The organism is Streptomyces fructofermentans (assembly GCF_014651055.1).
Lineage (GTDB): Bacteria > Actinomycetota > Actinomycetes > Streptomycetales > Streptomycetaceae > Streptomyces > Streptomyces fructofermentans.
Map to the genome: position 1 here is coordinate 1 of NZ_BMWD01000051.1, position 19783 is coordinate 19783.

At 67.0% G+C, this 19783-nt stretch carries 10 protein-coding genes and 1 pseudogene; 6 read left to right on the top strand and 5 right to left on the bottom strand.

Features of this window, described 5'->3' with window-relative positions:
* Positions 1-65 precede the first annotated feature (65 nt).
* Genes csb2 through IE265_RS36815 form a run of 5 tightly spaced genes read right to left on the bottom strand, consistent with a single transcriptional unit; the run spans position 66 to position 12021 of the window.
* A complete protein-coding gene (csb2, locus tag IE265_RS36795) occupies positions 66-1562 on the bottom strand; it encodes a type I-G CRISPR-associated protein Csb2 (RefSeq protein WP_190040145.1) in 1497 nt (498 codons plus the stop codon).
* Complete coding sequence (cas7g, locus tag IE265_RS36800) at positions 1559-2566, bottom strand: type I-G CRISPR-associated RAMP protein Csb1/Cas7g (protein WP_229916946.1); 1008 nt, start codon at positions 2564-2566, stop codon at positions 1559-1561. Before cas7g ends, csb2 begins: the two co-directional genes overlap by 4 nt.
* A gap of 26 nt (positions 2567-2592) precedes the next feature.
* Positions 2593-4788 (bottom strand): type I-G CRISPR-associated protein Cas8g1/Csx17, encoded by a 2196-nt coding sequence (gene cas8g1 / locus IE265_RS36805; protein ID WP_190040146.1) that lies wholly within the window; start codon positions 4786-4788, stop codon positions 2593-2595.
* Positions 4785-7349, bottom strand: a complete 2565-nt coding sequence (gene cas3g / locus IE265_RS36810; protein WP_444545250.1) for a type I-G CRISPR-associated helicase/endonuclease Cas3g — start codon at positions 7347-7349, stop codon at positions 4785-4787. Before cas3g ends, cas8g1 begins: the two co-directional genes overlap by 4 nt.
* A gap of 16 nt (positions 7350-7365) precedes the next feature.
* The gene (locus IE265_RS36815; protein WP_190040148.1) at positions 7366-12021 is read right to left on the bottom strand and encodes an ATP-binding protein; all 4656 of its coding nucleotides are present in this window, start codon (positions 12019-12021) and stop codon (positions 7366-7368) included.
* 614 nt (positions 12022-12635) lie between these two features.
* Here IE265_RS36815 and IE265_RS36820 point away from each other — a divergent pair.
* From IE265_RS36820 to IE265_RS36845, 6 genes and pseudogenes are all read left to right on the top strand, one after another.
* Entirely contained in the window at positions 12636-13856 is a 1221-nt protein-coding gene (locus IE265_RS36820) for an IS110 family RNA-guided transposase (protein ID WP_190040149.1), read from the top strand.
* A 275-nt stretch (positions 13857-14131) separates the two neighbouring features.
* Entirely contained in the window at positions 14132-15391 is a 1260-nt protein-coding gene (locus IE265_RS36825) for a hypothetical protein (protein WP_190040150.1), read from the top strand.
* 609 nt (positions 15392-16000) lie between these two features.
* On the top strand, positions 16001-17113 hold the full coding sequence (locus IE265_RS36830) for a tyrosine-type recombinase/integrase (RefSeq protein WP_190040158.1): 1113 nt from the start codon (positions 16001-16003) through the stop codon (positions 17111-17113).
* Positions 17114-17820: 707 nt separating this feature from the next.
* Entirely contained in the window at positions 17821-18537 is a 717-nt protein-coding gene (locus tag IE265_RS36835; protein WP_190040151.1) for a DUF4839 domain-containing protein, read from the top strand.
* Between the two features lie 126 nt (positions 18538-18663).
* Entirely contained in the window at positions 18664-19272 is a 609-nt protein-coding gene (locus IE265_RS36840; RefSeq protein ID WP_190040152.1) for a DUF8548 family protein, read from the top strand.
* A gap of 9 nt (positions 19273-19281) precedes the next feature.
* Positions 19282-19738, top strand: a pseudogene (locus tag IE265_RS36845) (transposase); the annotation flags it as partial.
* Positions 19739-19783 lie beyond the last annotated feature (45 nt).

Genomic DNA, 19783 nt, shown 5'->3' on the forward strand with positions numbered 1-19783 from the left:
CGCACCGGAAACGGTGCACATTCCTCCGTACGAGGTGGCGCACGATCACTTGTACGCCGACAGTATTACGCTTCGGTGTGTTCCGCGTGTCGCTGGTGTGCTTGCGGTTCCGAAGTGGGGGTGGGGAGGAGGAGCCCCAGGCCGAAGTGGCTGTGGCGGCCGAGGGCGATTGGTCCGCTGAGGGGTTCATCGAAGGTGAGATGGAGGCCTCGGCTAGGTCGGTTGTCGTTGCGGGTCTCGCGTTTTGTCCATCGGTGCTGTGCGTAGAGCGGCCAGTCGCCTTGAAGGAGCTTGCTCTGGGCTGGGGCGGGGTGTTGGCGGTGGGCAAGTTCGCGGGCCGCTTCGGCGGTGAAGAACTCGGTGAGTGTCTGGCGTTTCTTGGCGTGCCGCACGGGGACGAAGGGGGTGAGGCTGGTGTAGCGGGTGGCGGGTTTGGTCCATTCGGCGGGGAGGACGTCGGTCGCTGCTCCGTAGGCGGTGACGCGGAGGTGGAGGCGGCGTGGGCCCGGGACGCCTTCCGGGACGCCGATGGTTCCGGTGGTGGCTTGGTGGATGGCGTCGAGTTCCTCGGTGTCGAGTCCTCCGGGGGTCCAGATGATGATTTCGTCGATGCGGCGGTCGTGGTTGGTGTCCCAGGGTAGGAAGTGGGCGTGGTGGTGGCCGGTAAGAGGTGTGCCGTCGGCGGCCTTGCCGGCGAGGTTGCTGTGGCGCGGGGCCTGCCTGCCGTTGCCGGGGGTCAGGGGCTTGATGCAGCGGGATCGGAGTGTGTCGGCGAGCGGCAGGGTCTGGGTGAGTGGGGGAAGTGCGAGGCCGTTGATGGTGAGGCGGACCGCAGTGATCTTCTCCGTCTTGCGTTTGGCCCTGGGGCGGTGCGCTGGTGGCGGTGTGTGGGGGTGCGTGAGGGGTGTCGCGTAGGACAGGAGTCGGCTGCCGGGCGGGTAGAGCAGTGAGCGGGCTCGGACGTCGGTGGGGCGCATGGTGAGCCCGTCGAGATCCAAGGGGATGGTGGGCGCCAGGAGTTCGAGGTTCGTCCACCCACTGGGGGCGAGGTCATCGTCGTGGAGCTGGACGGCTGGGGTGTGGGTGTCGGTGGGGGTGTCGTCGGCACTGCTTAGCAGGCGGGCTTCGACGATGCTGTCCGCGCGGCCGAGGTAGGGCAGGGATTCGGCGAGCTGGGCCAGGGTTTTGGCCTGGTCGGTGGCGAGGTCGCCGGGCCATTGCACGTAGATGGTTGCGTCACCGCCAAGGACGGCGAAGGCGTCCAGGGCGAGGTCGGTGCCTGCGCTGCTGCCGGAGCGGTGGGTGCTGTCGGGGAAGTAGTGGCGGCTATGGCTGAGGTGGTGTGGCGGGATGCGGTAGGTGGGCGGGGAGGACAGGCGGCCGAGGACCTGGTGGACTTGGTCGGCGTCCAGGTCGGGGCAGCGTTCTTTCCAGGTGGAGTAGAGGGCGCGCAGGATGCGCCAGGGTGAGGGGGGCAGTTCGACGGCACCTTCGTTGACGAAGTGTCCCCAGGGGGTGGCGTGGTACCGCTTCCAGGGGAAGTGCAGGGCAAGGGTGATCACTGGGCGCCGCCTGTGGTCTTCTTCTTGGGCTTTTCGCCGTTCCACAGCACGGTGATGGCGCCGCGGGTGGGAAGGTCGGCGGTGACCTGCGGGAGGAGTTCGGCGATCCGGGCGGTGAGTTCGTCGCGTTCGGGCAGGTCTCCGGCGTTGCCGGTGGGCTTGGCGACGGGTTCGAGGTCGCAGGCGGTGCGCAGCCGCAGGCCGCCGTCGAGGAAGCTGCGGATCTCCCACAGAGCCAGCGTGGTGAGGAGTTCGGTGCGGGGTTCGCCAAGTCCGTAGGACCGCAGCAGGGCGGTGTCGATGGCGAACATCGCACGGATTTCGCGTGCGGTCCATTCCACGCGGTGGAAGGGGACGGACCCGTAGCCTTCGCTGGTGCCGCCGGCCCCTTCGCTCTGGTCGCCGAGGGCGTGCCGGACACTGTCGCTTTTGCGTCCGCCGCTGACGGCACGGCGGACGTCGTGGGCTTCGATGACGGCGGAGACGGCACGGGTGAATCGCGGCTGGCCCCACCACGCCTTGTTGTTGAAGAAGGTGCCGTGCAACAGCACGAAGGGGTCCAGGCCCATGAGCGCGTCGGCCATGGCCGGGAAGTTGAGCGGCTTGTCGTTTTCCAGCCCCAGCCGGCTGGTGATGAGGTCGAGCATTTTGGTGCCGTCGAGAGTGGCTTCGCGGACGAAGGCGGAGGCGATCCGGTGGGCCTCGAGGCGGCTGGAGGTCAGGAATTCTTCGGGCGCGCTGGCGCGGTGGACCCGGATGTAGGGCAGGTCGGCGATCAGGTCGACGGGCTGCTGGGCACCGTGGTCCCAGGCGGTGGCCTCCAGGCGGTTGGTCATGGACTGCACGGACTCCACCAGGAGGGACGGAGTCGTGGTTCCGTCGTCGGCGAAGGTGTCGAAGGTGCCGGCGCCGATGTCGGGGAAGCCGGTGGGCTGGAAGGTCGACCCGAAGGCCGGGCGCAGGGGGACCTCGAAGCGGATGCGGTGGAGATCGGTAGTGATCACGGTGCGTCCTTTCACGGGCACGGTCTTCAGGTGGTGACGGGGGATGCCTTGTCGGGGCGAGTCGCGGTCGCAGCGCTCAGCGCCTGGATGCGGTCGCGGGTACGGACGCGCATCAGGAGTGCGGCGGCCAGGCGTGTGCCGCCGGTGTGGTGCGCAGCCAAGGCGCCGGCGCGGTCCGGTGGGCGGCCGACCATCGGCCTGCATCCGGCGAGCTGCAGCCGCAGCAGGGCGTCATCGAGAACCCCGGCGGGGCCGGCCGCGATCAGGCGGGCGATCCAATCGGGGCGCGGGCGCAGCGTGGCGGTGAAGGCGACGGGGTCCGGTCCCCAGGTGGAGACCAGCCGGAACGGCTCGGCGGCAAAGAACGGCAGCAGCACGGACAGCACCGGGTTCAGTGCGCGTCCGTGGTGTGCCGGGGCGGGCTGGCTGGTGGTCCAGCCCAGGGCCATCAGGCCGCGCAGGTAGTCGGCGGTCACCTCGTCATCGCACTCCCCGGCCACGAAGCTTTCGAGGACAGGGAGTGCCACGGTCTGCCCGACGGGAAATTCCGCGGCGGGTGCTTCCGTGTCGCCGGGTGTGCCTTTGAGGATCTCCAGGTGCAGGCGGTGGGCCTGAGCGAGTGCCTGCGCGAGGGTGGAGCCGAGGAGTTCGCTGCCGGTGGCGGGGCTGTCGGCCCACACCAGACGGGCCCTGCTGCGTGCCACCCGGGTCAGCAGCGGACGCAGCGCGGGCATGGCGCGCTCTGGGCGGGTCTCGGCGAGGGAGGCCAGGGCGGAGGCCAACTGCAGCTCAAGTTGGCCGGCAATACCGGGCGAGGGATCCCAGATACGGGATTGGCGTGGCTGATAGGGGGCGATGTCCTGGCGGAGGCGTCCGGAGCGGGCGACGGCCTCGTGAAGGCGGCCGAAGGAGATCACGAAGCGAGCCATGGCGGTGGTGTCGCTGCCGGTGATGGCGGCGAACAGGGCTTGATCACACTGGCGCAGCAGGGTGGCCACTCCTGCGGGAATCTTGTCTTTGCGACGCAACCGGGCTAGCCACACGTACGGCTCAGCGAGCAGGGCGTGCTCGTTGCGTAGGGCGACGGGTACGTCAGTGGCCCGGATGGCGATGGGGTTTTGGCCAAGGCGTTCGACGATGACGAATCGACGGAAGGCGGCCAGGTTCCGGTCGACGCCGAGGGCGGAGATGGCCAGGGCGAACAGCAAGCCATTTTTGGCCTGGGCTCCCGCCCACCGTGCCCGCCCCTCACCGAAGAGCTGTTCCAGTTCGGCGAGGTTGGCGGGGCGCTCCCACAAAGGCGCCCAAATCTCGCCCTTGGCAGTCTCACCGGCCGAGGCGGTGGGGTGCCCAATGGGGGTGGCGTGAACGCTGAACGGCCACGCCGCCCCCGGCTCGGCGGCGTTGCGGCGGACCGCGGCGCTGGCGAACAGCAGCAGTCCCTCGCAGGTCAGAATAGTGCGCCAGGGGTTGACGAAACCTTGCTTGTCGGGTTCGCCCCAGATGGAGGCCAGGACTCCGCCGGCGCGGCCGGGGTCGAACTGGCCGACGGCTCCTCGCCTGTACGGGACGTCTTCGGCACCGGTCAGGGCGGCGCGTACCCACGCGGCGGCATGGCTGTGGTCGGCTTCGGAGCCGAGGACCAGGGCGAGATGCTGGAGGTAGGTGGCGGACAGCTCCTGGCGGCCGAAGTTGCCGCCCGTCCCGGCCACCGGGTTGAAGTGGACCTCCGGACCGCTGAGGACGGCAGCCACATCGATCCAGGGCAACGCCTCATCGGGGAAGGCGTTGCGGCACAGGCTGATCACCGACTGCTTGTGCTGTTTGACCCACAGGCTCTCACCCGCCCAGCCGCGCGCACGCCCTTCGGCCACGACCTTGCGGCCTGCGGCGATGGCCTCTCGCAGTACCGCCAGGCGTGGATCCTGGCTGTCCTCGACCTGGGCCAGGGCCCTTTCGGCTTCCACGCTCTTGCCGTTGCCGGCGAACCCCGCTCCGGCATTCCACGGGGAGACGATGGGGCTTGGCCGGTAAGAGCTGACGAGCCACGCCGTCAGCTCATCAATGCTGCATGCGCTGGTGAGGACCGGAAGGTCATCTGCCCAGCGCAGCCGCGTGGTGGTGTCGTGCTGGGTCGCCAAAATACGCAGCAGGCCGAGCGCACTGAGGTAGCCGCCCAGTGTCGTAGCGCGCAATCCGCGCAGCGGAATCTCGATACTCACCACAGCACCTCCTGCTCGAATACGCCCGCCGGTGCGGGAATCGGGAGCGGAACGACGGGTGACTGCTCCTCCGACGAGACGGCCTGGTCCGGGGCGGACTGCGGTGTGCGGTACGCCTGGCTGGCCCGCCAGTCCGCGACACGCACGAGCGCCTCCAGCAAGGCCAGCCGAAACGGCCCAAGCTGGGACAGAAGTTGGGAGGTCCGCTGCGTCCAGGAGGGAGCTCCCTGGGGACCACCGCCAAGAAAGAGCACGGACGGATCGACGACGATACGCGAGAGCACCTTCCCGCCCGGCAACTCGACCGGGCCGACCTCCTCTGCCGGTTCGACGCCCAGAACCCGGGGCGGCACGCGTTCGGCCTCGCCCGGCATGGAACGCACCGACACCCGCACCTTGCCGTGGTGCGCCGCCGCAAGGTAAGCGATCAAGTCCGAGTGCTGGCTGCCGTCCAGCAGGGTGCTGTCCGGATGCAACAGTGCCAGCGCACTGATCAGTTCGTGCCGGAAGTACTTGCGCTCGTGCCGGCCCATCCGGTGACGCGATTTCGCCCAGGGTCCTTCGCCCGGCGGCTGCTCGCCTTCGGGACAACTGCGGCGGACCGTGTTGGCGAACACGGAGTGCGCCTTGCCCATGTCGTGATAGCGACCGGCCAGCTGAGCCGCCTTAAGGTGCCCGGCGGACAGCCCGTCCAACGGAGCCAAGCCCTCTGCCAGCAGCCCGACTTCCCGTTCGACGTCCTCAAGGTGCTCGATCAGGTCCACCCACCGGTCGGCACAGGAGGCATCGTCCTTGCTCATGCCGTCCGGAACCCTCCCGGTCCGGACGAGGGAGGTCACCGGGCCTCGGTGCTTCAGGCCCCACCCGAGCTTCGAGTCGTACCAGCCGGAGGCGGTAGAGGTCAGCAGCACGGCGCCGGGCCGGATGTCAGCGAACTGGGCACGCCGCCAGGCGCCCTCCGCGGCGTCCAGGACCCACAACGGGCCCAAAGAGTCCTTCACGATCGTCTTGAGGTCCCCGACCGGCGCAGGGCACAATTCCTCGCGGGCAGGAAACACCTCACGCTCGCCCGGCCTGCCGTCCGTCAAGTCGCGCCACGCCACCAGGGCCGTAGTGTCCTGGCCGTCCCTGATCCACTGGGAGACGTCGATGTCCGCACCGCTCAGGTCGGGCATGGTGTCGAACAGTTGCAGCAGATCACGGCGCCGCAGGACCGGATGGACAACGGGCTTGGCGACGACGGGCATCTCCTGAAGCATTGTGGAGGTCACGCAGGTCCCCTCCAATGAGGTGAGCGCCTCCACCGCCGTCTCGACATCCTCTGGCTCATACGGCGCGTACTGCCCCCGTCCGTAGGGAGGCGGGGACCACAGCAGGTTGGCGCCATCCGGAAACTCACCGGCGCGGTTACACCGGCCGGCCCGTTGCACCACCGAGGAAAACAGAGCGGCCTCGGTGAACAGCACGCGAGATGAGAGATCGACGCCGGCTTCCAGGACCTGGGTGCTCACCACGATCTGACCTGCCGCAGACAACGGGGCCTTGAGCTCGTCCATCAGCCTCTCCCGCTCGGGTGGCCGAAAACGAGAATGCAATAGCACCACTTCCGGCCCGCCCCGGCGAACGAGTTTGGCCAACGCCGCCTGAACCGCCACGGCGCGCTCTACCGTGTTGAACACTGCGATCGTCCGCGGCCCCGGCACGTGACGCGCCACCAGGACCTGTGCGACTCCCGCCGGGTAGGCAGCCGCCGACTCGGGCACCTCCACCCGCTCAACCTGCCGCACCGCGTTCAACCGTACGGCCAGGCCACCGACCCGGTCGTCTTCCCCCAGCTCCACCGCACCTCGCACCTCGCGGTGGTCGGGCGTGCACACCTCTTGCGGCGCAAGCGTCGCCGACATCCACATCGACCGCGACGGCACGCCCGTACCCAACTGCTCCCGCAACCCCTGCAGCTGCGCCGACGTCGGCAGCCCGGGCCCCATCAGCTGCGTCTCGTCAAAGACGAACTGCACACCGCTGTGAAGCAGCCCAAACGACACCGGCCACTGGGCACGCGACTCCCCATACCCGCGCATCAACAACCGGGACAGCAACATGTCCTGCGTGCCGATGAACACCGCGGTCCGCGACGGACCCATACGCCACGCGTCATCGTCACGGTCCTCGCCCCCCATGAAGACATGGACCCCCACCGCCCCGGCTAGGCCGGCGTTGGCAGTCCACTCCCGTACCACGGCCGCCGTCTGCTCGACCAACGATCGCAGCGGCAGAACGAACACCAACCACCGAGCCTCACCGGCGCGCACTGCGGCCTCGGGATGCTCCAGACGGCGCCACAACCACGGCAATACCCCTGCCGCTGTCTTACCCGCCCCCGTGGGAACCCGCAGCAACTCCGGCAAGCCTTCCGCCGCAAGCCGCTCCTGGTACGGATACGGCCTCGCATCCACATCGTTCATCGCAGCACGGAACAACTCTACGAACGTGCGCCTCACACGCACCCCTCCCCAAACACAGTGCAGTTGGCAGCTAGGCCGCACACCGACATGCCCCACTGACAAACCAGCGGTGTCAGTCCGTGACAGGCCACTCGTACATGGTCGATTCCACTGACACGTCCCGTACGCCCTTAAGACGGACGTCTGTTGGCGGTTCGACTTCGAAGCGGTGCACGGGGTCGTTTACCAGGCGGAGGGTCGGATTGCCGGCGCCCTTCTCCAAGTGCGAAGCGATCACGAGCGTGTAGTTTTCCCGCTCGCTCCAGGCCCGTACGAACTCCGAACGCGTAAGGGACAGCTCACCCGGGACGGCACATCCGTGGGCCTTGATCTCGTAGTAGCGTCCGGTCGAGTCGTATGCGTCGGCGCCCACGCCTGACGCACCCCGTTGGTCCTCCAGCTCGACCCCCCGCTCTTGCAGGATCCGGCGGAGCGCCTGGATAACAAGCTCCTCCTTGTCGTGGTCTTCGTAGCCGATCGGTGAAGCCTTGCTGCTGGGCGGGGCGCCTCCGGGCCTGGGCTGGGGGAGTGGGGTGCTGTGTCGGCTGGGCGCAGGTCCCCCGGTCCCCGGTGGTTGGGCAGGGCTGCTGCCCGGTGTGGGCGGCAGGCCAGTGCGGGTGACCTTGCCGGGCAGCACGTCGAAGACGACCGGGTCCATTAGGGGGCGCGCGACTGGCGCGTGCTGCGGGCCGGACTGGTTGCCAGGCGCGGACGCTGAACCGGTGCGTGGCGGCGGTATGAAGCCGATCGGGCCAGCGGGGACAGCCGGGCTGGTGCCGGTGCCCCGCTGAGGGGTGGTCTTTACATTCGGTTTCAGCGCGGTGGGAGCCACGGGGGCCAGCTGTGCACGCTGGCGTAGTTCTTCGGCGAGCCGTTGCCGTTCCTCGCGGTCTCGCTGCGCTGCCGATGTGAGCGCCGTCCCGGCCTCCGCCTCCACCAGTCGTTCTTCCCAAACGTCCCGCCAGGTGTGGCCCACGCGCGACCGTGCTTCCTCGAAGTGCGCGGCGATCGCCGCCCCCGCTCCCAACTTGGTGGTCAGCGCCGCGTGCGAGTCCAGGAACAGCGTGTTGCGGCTGCGGTCGATCTGCGCGTCGACGGGAAGCGAGATGGGCTCGTGGGCGGCTCCCGGATCGATGCGGATCCGCAGGCCGGGGAGCTGCCGAACTTCCAAGCCGGCAAGCCAGGTCCAGCCGGTGAAAGCCTCCGCCGTTTCGGGCTCGTCGCGCACCAGAAGGTCCTGGAGCGCGGCGACTCCCCGCCGGAAGTCCTCGGTGAGGCTCGCGTCGACCGGCTGGTCCAGGAGTGCGCCCTCGGCCGCGTTCACATCTCCGGTCTCGTACGTGACCTGGGCACCCGCGACGTCCAGGGGCGTGACGCGCAGCCGTCCGAACAGTGCCGTGAACTGTTGCACGTTCCCTCCCGGCTTCCACAGCGGCAGACGGCCCGTCAGGGCTCGCTCGACCCCGGCGTCGGCCACGGCGAACACCGATCGGCCCTTGCCTTTGACCCAGCCAGCCGTGGTCCACAGCGGCAGATTGCGCAGCCTGCTCTGCAGCCCCGGCGGCATCGGCCTGTCGTCGGAGGAGATCATGTCCCGCAGGCGGCGCAGAGCCTCGAGCATGACTCTTTCGCCCTCGGCGTCGGGGGCGGCACCGGTCCCGGACATCTCCTTCAGCACGTCGATGAGGTCATCGAGCCCGGGTTCAGGGATGCCCAGCGCCTGCCATAGAGGGTCGATGTCCATCCCGGTCAGGGCGAAGGGACGGAACCCGCGCAGGATGGCAGGTCCCCGGAAGCACGAGCCGGGCTTCATCCAGCCCTGGTCGGTCAGGACGAGGTCCTCGTACAAGAATTCGCTGCGAATCTGCTTCTCGACCGCAGTCTGGGGCGCATCTGCCGAACGGTGCGTCAGACGCCGGGCCAGGGATTGATAGACCAGCAGCGCCTCAGCCCGCAGGCTGTCCGGCACGTCGCCATCAGTATTGGTGTTGTCGTCGGCGCGGTCGCGGAGTTCCCGCAGCCGCTCCATCAGGCGCGGGACGTCGGGATTGCCGGAGACACCGAGTGCGGTGAGGACCTCCGTGCGGGTGGCAAGAGCCTGGTGGATTGCCGGGTGCAGGTATCCGGGATCCTCCGGTCCATACAGGGCTACCGTATCCGGTGTACGCAGGGTGAGGTCGGCCGGCGGCTTGAGTCGGCCGTGGCTGTCTTCCAGCCAGGCGGTCTCCCGGAGCTGCCATACCCAGATGGCCGCCGTCTCACCCTTGACGTTCCACTTGTAGCGGCCCCGGGCCATTGGGACGACGGCCTGATCCGAACTGGTCAACGGTGCGGTGAGGGTGCGTAGCAGTGCGGCTGTGCGGCGGCGCCGCTCGTCCACGTTCTTTTCCGCCGCGATGTTCTTGACCACAGCGACGAGGTCGCTGCTGGTCAGGTCATCCAGGGTGTGGTCGGCTCCCTTGCCTAGCATCTGTGACCACCGGCCTGTGACAGGCCACCTGCAGTCCCGTGCGAGGCCGAGACGGGAATCTCCCGGGTATGTCTTGGTGTCCTCTCGGTAATAAACCTCGCGCACCGGAGTGAGCCTAGGGGCGTCTGCCACGCCCAGCAGCCGCAGGAAGGCCGTTCTGCTCAGACCACCTGCCTGGCCGGCGGAGAGCAGTGATCGCGCGTATGAGCGACGCACCCAGATAAGACCGGGAGTCTTGCGCGCCGCGACCTCGAACCGGTCTCCGTCAGAGCTCTCCAACGCTTGGGGGAGATAGGCGGCGCCGGGCTTTACACGGTGGGCCTGTTCGACCCCGTCCTTGTCATAGGCGAAGCCGTTGAGGAGGACGGCCCGTCCGATACCCGGACCGAGCGGGTCGCGCTGCCTCTTGGGCATCTCGCCGAGCGCCTGCTGCAAGGCGACGAGCCGGGCGGCCTCCGTCGCCTCGTCGCCGTCGGAAAGTCGTCCACCAGTTTTTCCGAGCCGGGAGACCATTTTCAGTACGGCTGCCGTGTCGTCGCGGCGCATCAGACAGTCCCGCCGACGCAGCCACGCGGTGACGGTCTTCGCCCAGACGTTGTCCTCCGCATAGGCGGGATGCAGGTCCAGAACAACGCCCAGCACATCCAAGGGGCCGGTGGCCCCGCCGGACGCGTCGGCGAACGCGCTCTCCGAGGATTGCGGCCGAAGTCGATGCCCATCGACGGTCACCAGGCACGGCCGGCCGGCCAGCGCATGCTCGTAGCCCGCTTCGAGGGCGACCGCAGCAAGCCGTACGAACCGTGCGGCGTCCTGCCACTCGTCGTCGGAGAACAAGGTGAGGGCGTCCATGACCCGGACCTCCGCGCGCATGTCCGCGGCGCCCGCCGCACGCCAGTCCGCGAGGACTTTCCTCCAGCGGCCGCCGCCGTCGCGGACACCGGCAGGCAAGGCATACCGGGCTTCACCCAGCCGTGCGATGTCGGTGTCGTCGAGGACCCCTGACAGTGCGGCCTCCTCGATCCCGAAATCGGACAGCGGGACCGAGGGACCACCCTGTGAGACCGGCAAGGCCAGCTTGACAGCGAGTGACTGCCGGGCGCGGTTGAGCAGTTCGGTACGGATCCGATCCTGGAGCAGGTTCGTCGGCACGGAGGCCGACTGACAGGGAAGCGGAACGAGGTGCCATGCTGTGTGATCAACCCTCTCTAGGACGTCGCGTACGGCGGCTGCCCACAGGTCGGCAATCACGGGGACAAGCTGTGTGTTGAGGCGGCTGTCGGCGAACCCCTCGCGGCTGGCGACGGGGTCAAACTGGGTATGGACGCGGGCCGCCACGTCCAACGGGGCGACGGGCAGGCCAGCATGAACGCTGCCGTTCATCCCCAGCTCCAGGGGCAGCGCGATAGCCACGGGCACGACCTGACCCAGTGCCTTGTGGTTCCGTTCCCATTCGGCGTGCGGTTCTACCTGCGCCGTGTACACACGCCACACCGCTCCGTCGGTCGTCCGCGCATGCCGCACATTCACCTCGTGCTCGATGCCCTCGATCAGGAACCGATGCTGTGTCACGTCCGTCCAGAACAGGGTTAGCACGGTGCTGTGCTCGTCCGCCGTCACCTCTAGGCCGCGGAGGTGACGCAGAAAGAGCAGGGAAGCGTCATTCCAGTCGTCGAACCATTCAATGAGCTGGGCCGCGGTCAGTGTGCCGGGAGCCAGCGGGATGCGGAAAACAGTCCAATCGGGCCCGGAGATCTCGGCGGGGAGTTCCGGCAGCGCCGCAGGCTCGAGGTTTGTACCGGAGAAGCGCACGTGGAAGGGATGGCAGTGCACCTCCCACACCGTGGTGAGGGCCCTGAGTGTGGATAGTCCGATGCCGAACCGGCCGGTGGCTTCGGCGTCGGCCGTCTTGCCGCTGAGCCAGGGCATGCCGAGCGGGAGCACATCAGCCAGGCGCAGGCCGGCTCCGTCGTGGGCGACCAGAATGTCGTCGGACCGCAGCAGGACGCGCAGCTGTCCGGCTCCCGCGTCGTCTGAATTCTGGACGAACTCGGAGAGGACCTGCAGGCGGTCCGTCGCGAGTGTCTTGGCGCCGTGGAGCGCACCCTCGGCCATTCTACGGTGGACCCCACGGCCGCTACGCAGTCCCTGATCGAAGAGCTGGACGGCGCGCGCCGCTTCCTCCGGGGTCGACACCTCCACTTCCACAGATGCGTCTGGGTCCTCCAAAAGCGTGTGCACCGCCGCCGTGAGAGCGTCCACGTTCGTACCCCTCCCCCTTGGTGCCTTGTGACATTGACAAGGCTGGGGCTCTGGATGGTTTCCCGATGACCATGTGAGCGTAATCCAGCCATGTGCGCGGAGTTACGGCGAGCGCTGTGGTTTGGCTGACCGCTGTCGGCACACTGCGAGTGCAGGAAGCGGGGCAGATGACAAGTCGCCCGTCAGAATCGGTAACGCGGCGGAAACTGATCCCGTTAGCCCCTCGATTGTCAGACCTGCCTGGTAAAGCGCATCCGTCGACATAAGCGCCCGCCCGGGGCGTGGTTCTCGCCCCGCTCCGTCCCGGTCGTCGGCGAGGGAGGGGGCTTCCCCTGAGCCTTCTCACGTTCTCTGGCCTGTCGTGCGAGTTCCCGTGCGTGAGGATCGTTCCCGCCCGCCACAGCTTCCCCCCGTTACGTTTTTCGCGGTCCTGCAAGAGGGCCGCTGGCCTCCGGGCCCGGGAGGTGCCGTCGGAGACGCTGATGAGAGGTCCGGCCACCGCCCGGTCCGGCGCAATGCTGGACAGCTCGCGGGCGGCAGGTCTGCATAACGTGGATGCGCGCGTACGACACCACCGCCGAGGCCGGCACGTTCAACACCCTGGGAAGGGCGCGATGTTCGACACCGAAGACGTGGGCGTGTTCCTCGGCCTGGACGTCGGCAAGAGTGCTCATCCCGGCCACGGGCTCACCCCGGCCGGGAAGAAGGTCCTCGACAAGCAGCTGCCCAACAGCGAGCCGAAGTTGCGGGCCGTCCTCGACAAACTGGCCGCGAAGTTCGGCACCGTCCTGGTGATCGTGGACCAGCCCGCCTCCATCGGCGCCCTCCCGCTCACCGTGGCCCGGGACGCGGGCTGCAAGGTCGCCTACCTGCCCGGACTCTCGATGCGCCGGATCGCCGACCTCTACCCGGGCGAGGCCAAGACCGACGCGAAGGACGCCGCCGTCATCGCGGACGCCGCCCGCACGATGCCGCACACCCTGCGCTCGCTGGAACTGACCGACGAGATCACCGCCGAGCTGACCGTGCTCGTGGGCTTCGACCAGGACCTGGCGGCCGAGGCCACCCGCACCTCCAACCGGATACGCGGCCTGCTCACGCAGTTCCACCCCTCGCTGGAACGCGTCCTGGGCCCCCGTCTCGACCACCAGGCTGTCACCTGGCTGCTGGAACGCCACGGCTCCCCGGCCGCCTTACGGAAAGCCGGCCGCCGCAGGCTGGTCGAGGCGATCCGCCCCAAGGCCCCGCGCATGGCCCAACGGCTGATCGACTACGTCTTCGACGCCCTGGACGAGCAGACCGTCGTGGTCCCGGGGACCGGCACCCTGGACATCGTCCTGCCCTCCCTGGCCCGCTCGCTCGCCGCCGTCCACGAACAACGCCGGGCCCTGGAAGCCCAGATCAACACCCTGCTGGAGGCCCACCCTCTTTCCCCGGTCCTGACCTCGCTGCCCGGCGTCGGCGTCAGGACCGCCGCAGTCCTGCTGACCACCGTCGGCGACGGCACCGGCTTCCCCACCGCCGCCCACCTCGCCTCCTACGCCGGCCTCGCCCCCACCACCAAGCAGTCAGGCATATCGATCCACGGCGAACACGCACCCCGAGGAGGAAACCGGCAACTCAAACGCGCCATGCTCCTCTCCGCCTTCGCCTGCATGAACGCCGATCCCGCCTCCCGCACCTACTACGACAGACAACGCGCCCGCGGCAAGACCCACACCCAGGCCCTCCTCCGCCTCGCACGCCAACGCATCAGCGTCCTGTTCGCCATGCTCCGAGACGGCACCTTCTACGAACCCCGCGAACCCCGAACCAACACCCCGGCAACCGAATGAACCCCATCCCGGCAAACCATCCCAGAAGCGGCACCTTGGGGTTGGCGAAGAACATAGAGGCACTCCCCCCGTTCAGCGCATGATCGCCAGTTCGGAACGTTTCCGCAGTATCCCGCAACAGGCCGATGGCGTCAGCAGGTACTTGTGGAAGGTGCGCCCTGCCATGCACAGCCCGGCCACTTCGCGGCCGAACCGACTGGGGCACCGTTGCACGGCGCCTTGAGGTTCTTCGATATCTATTTGGGCCGCCGGCGTCCGGCCTGCACGATGTTTCCGTGAATCAGAAGAGTGATCCCTATATCGTGATGATGACCCTGGACCGCGAGACCTCCTCGGTCATTCTGACCCGCTCAGACGGCCAGGAAGCTCGGACGCCTCTGGCAGGCCTGCCGTTCACCCCCACAAGCCTGCTGGTCCGGCTGCACTATTCACCTCTGGGCGGCCTGCTTGCTGTGACCCGTGACGGAGACGAGGTTGCTTTCGAGGTACCCACTCGGGGCCGAACCGAGCCTCTCGACAACCGACTTGTCGTTTATTTGGACCAGAACATGTGGCGTCCCGTCAGTGAGACTCTGCAAGGCGGAGAGACGGTGAGCGGAGAAGATCGCGCAGCGGCGGAGCGGTTGGCGGAGTGGGTTCGGAACAGGCGGATCGTCATGCCGGCCTCGGCCGGTCACCACTACGAAACGACCAAGTGGTCCGTGGCGGACAAGCGATACAGCCTCGGTCTGACCATTCTCCAGCTGAGCAGGGGCTGGCAGATGCGAGATCCCCTGCAAGTGCGTGTAGACGAGATCCTTGAGATGTTCCGCTGCTGGAAGGGCAAGGCTGACAGCGCCCGAGCGTCTTCCGTGTTCACGCTGGCCCCGAACGCACTCCACTCGCCGCCGCGCGGTGTGACGCCGTACACGCCACCGTCGGACTTCTCAGCCGACGACGCCTTCCGGTTGGTGTCCCTGACGTCTGCAAGCACCTACATTGACGTCATGCTCGACGCCGAGCATGTTCAGCCTGGGCCGGAGACCGGTTGGGTGGCGTCGAATCAGCGGTACAGCGAGTGGTTGGACACCCAGGACTGGGATTCGCAGCAAAAGCGCCGATCCATTGACGCCTTCCTGTTCAGCGACTTCCAACGTGAGCTCGCGGAAGGAGCGTACGCGGCGGGCCTGTCTCTTCAGGAAGTCCAGCAGTGGGGGCAGAAGCGGCCCGTGCAGGGTTTCGCAGTGCTGCCCGCGACAGGGCTCTACCGGGAGATGTTCCACAACCGGCACCTCAACAAGGGCACGAAATGGAGGCGAAACGACCTCACGGACATGATCTACCTGTCCTGCGCGGCTGGGTACGCGGATTTCGTCGTTTGCGAGCGACACATGCGTGAGCCGCTTGAGTGGGGTGTGAGGCGGCTTGGTCAAACCGCGAAGGTGTTTCGTCGACTGGGTGAAGCCGTCTCGGCCATTGGCGATGCTCTGGCACAGCAGGTGCTTCCAACAGACGCTTCCGCCGATCAAGATCTGGCTTCTTCGCCTGAGGGCTGACGACCATAGTGCGTGCTCCGCGCTGCCGGCGAACCGCAGGGATCGTCGGCCTTGTCAGCGGCGACGGCGATGGTTGCGCCGGTACCAGTGCTCCCTCGCTTGGTGCACCCGGGAAGTGACTCGCTCTATGCCTCCTTATGTTCCTGATGTTCCGTCAGATAAGTCAGCATTGGATCAGCATCAGTCGTCACCCATTCCGTGACGGATGTCCGATCATGTACTTGGCTGGCGACGTCACGACAGCCCGCTTTACACGGAAGCCTAGGCAGGGAGCTTGCTCGCCAAGGCAGAGCGATGTTGCTCGCAATCATCGACTCCGAGGTGTACCCGTGTAGGGTGAAGACTGCCCTTGACCTGCAGAAAGCTGGCAGGGAGCCGTTTTCTAGGAGTCTAAAGTGCTGCGAACTTTGATCAAGTCCAAGATCTAGAATCTGGGCGTTTGTACAGGTCAGGGGCCTTGCAGGGTGGCCCGGGTCAGCAAATGGTCAGCATCGGGCTTGAGGGTGTTCCGGCTTGCTGACCTGGTGGCTGCCGTGGCGGTCCCTGAGCGCGGATGCCCGGCTCCCGTTCGGAAGGTTTGGCTTGGTGGCTCGTCAGCTTGCTCGCGGCATGGGTTCGTTCTTCAAGGACTGTGGCTGTGCCCGGTCGTCTCGGTGTCCGCACCCGTACACGATCCGTTTCCGTAACGGGGCGGGGAGGCAGAGCGAGGAGGGCGGCTTCGCGACGCAGGACGATGCGATCGAGCGCCTGACGCAGATCTACACGGAGAAGAAGCGCACGGCGCCGACCGTGGCGGAGGCGCGCCGCGAGCTGGGGCAGCTGACGGTGGCGGAGTATGCGAAGCAGTGGCGGTTGCGGCAGCGGAGGATGACGGCGTACTCCACGGGCGAGCATGTCGACAGCGCCATCAATGTCCATATCGTCCCCCGGATCGGGTCACGGAAGCTGATCACGGTGACGCCGATGGCGGTGGAGCGTTTCCTGGACGAGCTGGAGGCCGACGGGGTTGGCCGGGGTCACCAGGTCAACATCTTCCGCATCCTGAAGACGATCCTGAAGGACGCCTACGACAAGGGGGCGATGGCGGAGGATCCGGTGAAGGGGGTGCAGGAGCCGGAGTACGTCCGCGAGAAGGTGGTCATCCCGACTCTGGACTATCTGAAGCAGGCCCTGACCGTCGCGGGCGAGGATCTGGCGCTGGAGATCGCGATGATGGCCGGGTGCGGGCTGCGCAACGGTGAAGCCCGGGCCGTGAACATCAACAACCTCGTGGCGGACGATGTCTACCGGGTGCACGAGCAGATCCATTCGAACACCCACCGGCCGGCGAAGCTCAAGCACCGCAAGGCGGGGGAGTTCCGCGAGGTTCCACTGCCCCGCTCGGTGCGGGAGGCGATCGAACGCTACGAGAGCAAGCACGGCGCCACGCGTGAGGGCTATCTGCTGCGTGGACCGAGTGGTTACTACACCGAACCGATGGAACGCCGCCGCGTCCATACGCTCTTCGGCAAGCTGCCGGTGGTGGAGGGGATGGGGATGTACGGCTTCCGGCACTACTTCGCCTCCAACGCCCTTGGCAACGGGATACCGATCACCGACGTCGCCGAATGGATGGGCCACAAGTCCATCGAGGAGACGTACCGCACCTACCGGCACCTGATGCCGGGCAGCATCACGAAAGCGGCACGCATCCTCGACGCCGGCCTGTGGGAAACAGCTTGACTCTGCGCCGCGGTCAGCAGGTTCTTCGTCTCATGGTGGTACACGCGAGGCGCCTGCTCTGACCTGTGAAAAAGGGAGCTTTGTCGGCGGCAGTTGGCGACTTGGTCCGGGAATGGCCCGGATCTTGGCCGTGGACACGAGGACCAGACCAGCTACCGGGCGTCCATCAGCTGGACAACACGCTTGCCGACACACCCCGTTCGGATGTGCTGTTCGAGTTGGCCGATGCTGTGTTGTGCGGTGATGGCGCCCGCTACTCAGCGGATAGGTCTGCAAGCCAACCAGCGACTATCGCTCTATGTGTTCGCAGTTGCTCGGGGTTACCGCCGAAAGTTAGACAGGCCGCTCGTTTGACAGACCCTCATCGTCGAGAATGTCGCCCCCCACACGATCTCAGTGGCAAGGCCACCCCTTACCCCTTCCGCACCGCCGGGGCGGAACGGAGGGGCTTCTACCCTTCATGAACCCATGACGCCCCCTGTCGACGCTTCAGGGCACGGAAGGGGGCGGGTTGATCCGGGGCGGCAGGTGCCGGTCCCGCCCAGTGGAGGCCCAGCTGTCGGAGGGCGTTTCGCTACTCCTGGTCGAGTTTGTCGCGACAGGTCTCGGTGATGAGCCGCCAGTTCGTGATGCCGGGCTTCTCGCGGAGTCACCTATGCTCGCGCCCAGTTGGTATGACCAGTTCGTTTCAGGGGGCGGGGAGCCGCATGGTCGATGAGATCAAGTACGAGTACAAGACCGTGCAGACGGTTCGGGGGACCGGCGGTTTGGTGATCTCGAAGATGCAGAAGGACGGCTGGGAGCTCGTGGAACAGCTCCCGGGCAGACTTCGCACCACCCTCAACTTCCGTCGGCCGAAGAAGCCCCTGCCGTGGCGTCTGATTGGGGTGGGTGCTGCCGTCCTCGTGGTCTTGGCCGCCATCATCGGCACCGGCGTTGTGCTCAGCGGAGGCGACGAGGAGAAGGACGCGTCAGCCAGTTCGACGGCTACGAGCGAGAAGCCTTCCGCTACGCCGACCGTAGACGAGTCGACTGCCGCTGAGGTGATCACGGCGCAGAACAATCCGGAGTTCGCAGCGTTGCTGAAGGCGGACCCGTGCGACGAGGCGAATGTGAACTTCGCAACCAAGCACGAGGGGCAGATGGTCGCCTTCGACGGGTCAGTCAGGCACATGGCGTCCTACGGAGATGACCGGACCCGCTACGACTTCCTTCTCGGCCCGGGCGACAAGGGATCGCAGACGACGGACGGCCCGAACTTCAAGTACGAGGACGTCAACACCGGCAACCTGCACCTGACCGGCAAGCAGGTCCCTGCCACCGTTGCAGTTGGCGACAAGTTCCGCTTCGTCGCCGAGGTGGTGGAGTTCAACATGGTCCAGTGCGTCTTCCGCCTTGCCCCGGTCTCGACGGAGACGCGGTAGCCGAAGTGGGCAGCCTCCCCGTCATGGAGCGGGCTGTCCGACAGAACGGCACCTCCCTCGCCCCATCCATTCGAGAGTTTTGAGATTTTCAACCAGATTGTCAGACCGCGGCGCCATCATTGGCCCATGCTCGCATCCAGCCTTGCCCAGCGGCTCGCCGACCACGTTCAACACCTACTTGGCAGCGGTCCGTTTCCCCAGCCTGGCGGATGGACCCACATGGGTGCTGTCATCTGCGACGTCAGCTTCCAGCCCCGGTGCAACTACGAGAGGGCTCTCCGACCGCGGCTCCTCCGGCTGCAATTGAGCTGGCCTGATGCAAGAACGGTCCGCGGCTTCCAGCGTCAGCTCGCTACGAGAGACCTTGCCGTGGCCATGGAGTTCAACCACGCCCAGAAGGTCGCGACGGCCCACGCCATCACTGACCTCCTCGCTGCCCACGGGGTCGATACCCGTGACGACCTCCACACGTGGCTCGGTCATCAGGTCAATCGCGCCGCTCTGCGCACGGTGAAGGGGGTGGGGCCGAAGAGCATCGACTACATCGGCAACCTCGTCGGCCGTTCGCACGTGGCCGTTGACGTACATCTGCGCGCCTTCGCCGTGGATGCGGGCGTTCCGAACCTCCCCTACGACCAGTTGCGCGCAGTGTATGAGGAAGCCGCCGCGATTCTTGGGCACGACAAAAGCGGACTGGAGCATACCGTTTGGCGATATAGGTCGGAGGCTGCGTAGCCACCCAGCCAGCAGGTCGCCGAACTCGACAAGGCGATCGAGGCCCGGTTTCGCGAACATCGGGACTTCGAAGTGATCACCAGTATGCCGGGTCTGGGCGTGATCCTCGGTGCCGAGTTCCTGGCCGCGACCGGCGGCGACATGAGTCTCTTCGGCAACTCCTGACCGCCTCGCCGGCTTCGGCGGCGTTGCTCCCGTGCCCCGCGACTCCGGCAAGATCAGCGGTAACCTCCGCCGCCCGCGCCGCTACAACCGCCGACTCCAACGAGTCTTCTACATCTCGGCGTTGTTCAGCATCCGCCACTGCGAGGAATCCCGCCGGTTCTACGACCGCAAACGCTCCGAGGGCAAGCGTCACATCCAGGCCGTCCTCGCCCTGGCTCGCCGCCGCGTCAACGTCCTCTGGGCACTCCTACGCGACGGACGGACCTACGAAGCCGTGCCTCCCACCGCTCACGCGGCTTGACAAACAGCATTAGGAATCACTGAGGAGTTCGATATTCTCAGGAGA